This is a genomic window from Chryseobacterium sp. MIQD13, from assembly GCF_050496705.1.
Taxonomy (GTDB): domain Bacteria; phylum Bacteroidota; class Bacteroidia; order Flavobacteriales; family Weeksellaceae; genus Chryseobacterium.
Genome location: NZ_JBNWAF010000007.1, coordinates 1 through 6,624, shown reverse-complemented (window position 1 = coordinate 6,624; position 6,624 = coordinate 1). Strand labels below are relative to the sequence as shown.

Here is a 6,624-nt window from a genome sequence, read left to right as displayed (position 1 = left end):
TTCTGCCAATGGGTCTATCACACCCCATCTGCCAATATCACTCATATACATTCTTGCTCCGTAATCACTCCAGCCTGTTTCCTGTTGCAGTTCTTTCCCATTATATTCGTAGTTATAAGCAGGATTGCCTGCTAAAACATTATAACCCTCATGCTTTAACCCAAACGGGTAATAATTATTTTCTTCAAGAACTTCTGCGCTGCCACTTAAGCTTTTGGAGTAGCTTAAACGTATATTTCCCAAATGGTCTGTATAGCTGTAAATATACTTATTATTTTCAAAATTATAATAGCCCCCAGCTGTCGGTACAAATTTTAAAATAAGTGCTCCTCCTCCACTTTTGCCGGCTTTGTTTTCATACTGAAATCCATCTAAATATTCTGTAACTTTAGTTGATAACGTGGTGGTAGTACCTAAGGGATCAACAATAAGAGGAGTATAGTTGTAAATTTTCTTAAGTTTAGTTCCATCTGCACGATAGAGATAAGATGTATTCTCATTAATCATTCCCGTCCGTGTTGATAATCCTTTATCAAACCTTATATAATCAGGAAGATTCAGATAATTGTAATCAATCAGTAAAACACCTTTATCCTTATGAATTGTCATATTACCGTTATCATCATACGCAATGGCAGTTCCCGAAGTATCAGGATAACCGCTGTAATTTCCTGAGGTATCGGTAACAGTATTGAGCTTATTCCCTGTATAGTTATAGGTAAGATCGTCAATAAGCTGCGCTGTTCCTGAAGCACTTTTCCCGTTTCTCTGCAGTGAAGTGATATTTCCGTTCACATCATAAGCTAATGTTTCATTAAAGAAACCGTTTTGAGGAACAGAAGCTCCCGGCTCGGAATAAATCCCTTTTTTCAACCTGTTAAGGCTATCATATTGGTAATTATACTGTCTTAAAACCTGGTCTGAAGCTGTTTTCCACGTTACTTCCGTTATATTTCCGTTATATTTTCCTGTAGAACCCTGAGTGGTATTCTGGGGATTAAAATATTTCAGCTCATACCCGAAAAGCTTTGTTCCTAATGCAGCAGGATCATTAATTCTGGTAAGCGCGCCACGGATGTCATACTGATAATCTATACTCTCCAAACCACCGCCTACTTTCTTATTGGAAACCTGCGAAAGCTCATTATAGGTATTTTCTGCCAAAAGCTCTACCGGACCGCTGTCTACCTGATGGCGGTGTTTCACCACACGGTTCTGGCTGTCGTAATCAAAGCTTTGGGAAATTATTCTTTCAATATCTGTACTGAGCCTTTTGTGATACACTTTGGTTTGTTTTGCCACTCCTGCAAAATCCAGCTCCGATTCTGTCCGTGTATATCCGCCAAGATGATTAATGGCATAAGTTCCTATTGCCCTTCCTTTAGTATCATAGTAAGCATAGCTTTTGGTCCAGTTATCATCTTCAATATTTTTCACAAGGCTAAGTGTAGGTATAGCATAGGTATTCACTGATGCATTCTGTGTATCGGTAATAACCGGCTGCCCCAATATAGTGGAAGGAAAAGCAGGATTAAAGCTATATGAAGGGTAAGTGTCGTAATAATTGACACTTAAGATCGTTTCTGCGTTAGCGTACAATCCATCTGTATAATAGATCTGTATGCCATTTCTAAAAAACCCCTGCTGATTTCGTTCCTCTGTGATCACATAATTATTGGTAATCGTCTGAAGTTCAGGCCTGTTCGCAGCCTGTATGATCCCAGTATAAATGACTCTTCCAAACTTATCATATTTGGTAAACAGCCATTTTCCTGCTGGTCTCAAGACGGCATCCTGTGTTGCTATGAGTCGGTCTGCCTTATCATATACCATATATTCCCATCCTTTTCCCGGTACTTTTTTCTCTACAAGTCTGCCTAACCCGTCATAACGGTACTGATAACACAGCTTATCCAATAGTGCCTGATCGGGAGCAGTATCAGATACCGCCAATGGAGGAATCACATAAGCCAACTGGCCATACTCATTATAGAGATAATAGGTATCTGCATTCTGAGTTCCATCATTTTTCCTTACAAGGACGGTTTGCCCTTCGCCATTCTGGAATTCCGTGGTGGTATTTCCGTCCGGATCGGTAACTGAGCTTTTATTAAGCTGGTTAACGGAATAAGTCCCTGATAAAGTAATCCCGGAATCCGTTCTGTCTTCCACCCATCCCGTACTGACGGTAAATTTCTTCACTTCACCGGCTGCATTGGTATCATAGCCCATATTTACAGGTTTCTGGGACCAGGCAGTTCCGGCAGGAATCATTTGGTTTACCCTTCCTGTGTAGATATTATCATAGATCTTCTCGGCATAAATCTTTTCGTTTCCGTATCCTGCTGATGAAGCATTACCCAACGGATTGGCATAAATAGCCCCGTTCTGTGTACTACTCTGCGGAACCGGAAGGTAGCTTTTTGCTTCTCTTCCTTTGGAATCATACTCTGAGGGTGTTACAACATCTCTTCCAAGGGGAGTAGCTTTAATAGCTATCGTCTGAACCGGCCTTCCCAATCCGTCAAAATACTGGACAGTTTCGGATTTTTTGATACAGTCTGCATCCAGACAGCTTTTTGTGTAAATATAATTTTCTGAAGTGCTGAGGTTAGTTTGCGCAGATATAGCCAATGAAAAAAGAAGAGTGAAGAGGGAAAAATATTTTTTAAATTTTTCATTTTTCATTTCTAATTCTTCATTTTTCATTTTTATTTTTTCATTTTTAATCATCATTTGTTTAGTTTTAGTTTTGAAGTTTTAATGCTTGCTACCAGCATACTGATAAGTTCATGATTTTGTTCTGAATATATTCTAAATCTATCAGCACCAATATAATTGGTCTGGTGCAGAAGTTCAAGCCAGTAATAGCTTTCACTGGCTTCTTTTAGTGCAATCGACAGCTTACTGATAAAGTCAGGTCTGCTTTGAGCAAATTCGGCTTCTCTTATCAACGCTCCTACAGCTGTTCCACTTCGAAGGAGTTGCTTGGACATAACGAACTCTTTATCTTCACTCAACCTTTTATACAGTTCTACTATACAAATACTGAAAGTGAAACTTTTATCTTTCAGTACATTTTTACTTTCCATTCTTAATTCTTCATTCATCATTTATCAGTGTTTGTAGTTGTACTGAGTTTCCTGTAGAGTTTTTCCTTCTGCATTGGTTACTTTCACCAACTTGTTGGCATTATCATAGATATTTACTGTCCTGATTCCGTTGGCAGAGATAGAATTGGTGACTCCTATCATTGGATCGTAAGTAGATGCCGTTACACTGTATTCCTTTAAAGCGGGGTCTTTCCTTAAGTTTTCGAGTGCCTGCAAAAGCGCAGGTTCGTTTGCCGGATTATCGCGGTCTGCATTGGATGCATTTACAGCAGCAGCAACTGTAGCAAGGGATGCAAGCTGGGAATAGGTTGCCCCGTTAATCACAGCAATAGGCTTTGTCTGATAATATCCCCATATTGTTGTGGCAGGAATTCCATTTTTCCCTGTTGTCTGAACAAGGTTTCCTTTACTGTCATACAGATCCAGTGTAGAAGCAGTAAAAGGACTTTGAGTCTGCATATTGTAACCGATTACAGAAGTAGGATATACATGGGAAGGATCATCAAATTTGGTTTCTGCTTTTCCTACCAGTTTTCCGTTTCTTTTTGTAGAGGTCTCCAGAGGAATATCGATCATATTAGCGCCCAGAAGCTTCTGTATACCTTTATCTGCAGGGTAAAGAAGTGTTTTTTCCACCATAGTCCCATCAGATAAAGTTTCCTTGGAATAGGTCATATTACTGTAGGTATCCTCAAAAGTACTTTCAGAACTGGAAACCAGTTTTTTTGCTGTTCCTGAAACATAATTTTCTGTGGTAGAGCCTTGTTTTGAAATAACAATCTTTTTCACAGAAGTAGACGAACCTTCTATAATATTAGCTAACGGAACTTCTTTAAACTGATAATTCATTTCTGTTTTCTGAAGCAGCTGGCCTTCGCTGTAGGTTTCTTTTCTTTGAAGAAGTCCCATATCACGGAGATAGGCATTCATTTCTTCGTCCTGCCCCAGATAAGAAGGAGTGATTCCCGGTGTAATACTATCGGGATTATTAAAATAGTATTTTGAATAGCTGCCGTTAATCATATCGGTTACTTTGATATTAGTATATCCGATAGGTTTAACTTCACTTCTTGTTTCTTCAGTGAAACTTAGTTCTATACTTTGATCCAATATGGTTCCGCTGGAACGCAGGGGATTATCAAATAAGCTATATTCATACTTTGTATAGCTTAATGGTGATGAAGCTCCGGGATTAAAGTTTTTGATATTTTTGATACGGAGACCGTGCCCATAGTCATTTTCGTCAATACGCATTTTTTTAAAGGCATAAAGATCTATTGTACCTTCACTTTTCCCCTGAAACGTAAAATTGAGGGTTCCTTCACTTTCAAATGCATACATGCCATTCGGGCAGTAAAGATCATTATTGGGACCATAAGTATAAGGCTGAGGCTCTACACCATTAATATAGATGGAATAATCAGGAAAGCCTTGTCCGGACTGTCCGCCATATGCAAAAGCATCAACTTTTACTATAGCTACCTTATAGCCTGCCGGCACGGTAAACGGTGCAGGATATTCACCAGGCTCAGTACGGTATGTTATGGTCTTAATTTTTTCAAAAGGATAATGATCATAGTAATTGGAAGGGATGGAATTGTTGTATGGCAGTGCCTGGGATTCAAACTCATATTCTGTTCTTCCTCCTGTAGGAAGGGTAATGCTTTTTAAAGCACCATAGCTACAAGCAACCGGATTTCTTGCTTCAGGGGAACGCAGAACACCGCTGTCAAAATCGCAAACCTGATACCCATTGGCATATCCAAAAGGATCTGTTCCTCCCATACTCCCTGCAGAATTATATTCAAAAGAGAATTTCTGAATCTGGCTGCCACTCTTATCCAGATTAACCAATCCTGTCATCTGGTTTCCGGGCCTTTCAAAAGTATACTGGTTAATGATTGCATTTCGGGTATCCTTGAGAACCAGTTTGTCTATAATATACCAGTCTTCATTTTTATCTGCACTCAATAATGGAGCAGGCCCTGTGTGCCTGTAAAGGTATTCTATGCTTCCAATACCGTGAACAGTAATTTTCTTGATTTTTTGCTGTTGCAATGAGCCCAGAGACTGGCTGAACTGCTCTGTAGTAGTTTCATACTCAATATTAGCAACTTCTTCATTTTTAACATTGAAAATTTTGGAAAGGAAAAAGCCACTGTTGATCAGTTTTGTGACTGGAGTCATCAAATCTTCAATTGTTATTTTATTGATATTCAATTTATCAAAAAGATAAGTATTTCCTTTTGTATCAGTAATGGTAAAGGATTTTATTTTACCTTCCGGAGTGTCTTTGGTAATGGTTATTTTATCGTTTGATGGAGAAACGTGAACAGCTGTCAGCTCATGGGTTGCATTGTTATCAGTAATAAAGAACTTACCACTTCCCCCAGGATAGTTATAATTAAAAACATCAGAATCTACCTTACCATTATTTGCCTTACGGTAATCCTCCGCTATACGGGTTTTGTTCCTTACAATACTTCCAACACCGGAAAGATTCCAGCCCTGGCCTACATCACTTATCAGGCTGTATCTGGCAAGGCTTTCAGTGGTATAACTTACAGACAGATTGATCCCAATTCCTGTGGTGGGAACATCCAATCCCATTAAAGGAAGGGAAATATTAGGAATTCCCTGGAATACATTGGCATCACCATTGGTCACATAATCGTATTTTTGAAGTCCTATTTTATCCTGTGCTGAAATAAGGGTATTTCCCCAAAAGGCAGTTAATAAAAAAGCACTTAAAATAATTTTTTTCATCTCTGTTTATTTCTTTATTAATTTAGCATTCGCTGTTTTATTGGTATCTGTTTTTATCGTAACCAGATAAGCCCCCTGAATTAAATTCTGGGTATTGATCTTGGTTACCTTATTCTTAGTCTTCAGACTCTGAAGCTGTCTTCCTCCCATATCATAAAGCATAATATCTGCCTCTTTGAATTCAAACCCTATTTCCACATAAGCATAATCTGATACAGGATTCGGATAAATCTTGATGTCCTGCTTCTCAATCAGTTTATTGATCTGACTGTCACCAAGCTTAACAATCTTCCAGTTCTCTTTTCCAAGCTCCTCTGCACTGGTTCCTGCTAAAATGATAGAGCCGTCTCTGTTCAATTTTATATCAGACAATCTTTCTTCTCTTTTCCTGGATTCTCCTTTTACATGTTTTCTCCACTGCTCATTTCCATCCTGATCCAGATACAGCATCCAGAAGGTTTCATCATCACTCTGTATTTTGCCTTCCGCCTGGGTATAACCACCTAAAAGAATTCCCTTCGAAGATTTATCATCCGCTGAATGAAGCACACTTGTTCCCATCAGAATATCCCTGTTTCCAAAATTGTAGGATTTCTGCCAAAGCTCTTCACCCCTTTCATTTAAAGAGAGCAGCCACAAATCAGTTCCTTCTTCTATACCTGCAGCTTTATTGCCTGATCTCTCGGATCTGGATTCTCCACCAATCAAATAACCGGAGGAGGTTAAAGAAAGTGTTCGTATATGA

Annotated in this window: 4 protein-coding genes; all 4 read right to left on the bottom strand. The window is 38.9% G+C overall.

All coding sequences use genetic code 11. The features are described 5' to 3' along the window. A partial coding sequence (locus ACQWU4_RS19500; protein ID WP_429937418.1) for a DUF6443 domain-containing protein occupies window positions 1-2,736 on the bottom strand: 2,736 nt, incomplete at its 3' end. Beyond that, a complete protein-coding gene (locus tag ACQWU4_RS19495) occupies window positions 2,733-3,113 on the bottom strand; it encodes a four helix bundle protein (protein ID WP_429937417.1) in 381 nt (126 codons plus the stop codon). The genes ACQWU4_RS19500 and ACQWU4_RS19495, both read right to left, overlap by 4 nt. Before the next feature lie 3 nt (window positions 3,114-3,116). Beyond that, window positions 3,117-5,879: a hypothetical protein gene (locus tag ACQWU4_RS19490; protein ID WP_429937416.1), complete on the bottom strand. Its 2,763-nt coding sequence runs from the start codon at window positions 5,877-5,879 to the stop codon at window positions 3,117-3,119. Window positions 5,880-5,885: 6 nt separating this feature from the next. Continuing rightward, a partial coding sequence (locus ACQWU4_RS19485; RefSeq protein ID WP_429937415.1) for a T9SS type A sorting domain-containing protein occupies window positions 5,886-6,624 on the bottom strand: 739 nt, incomplete at its 5' end.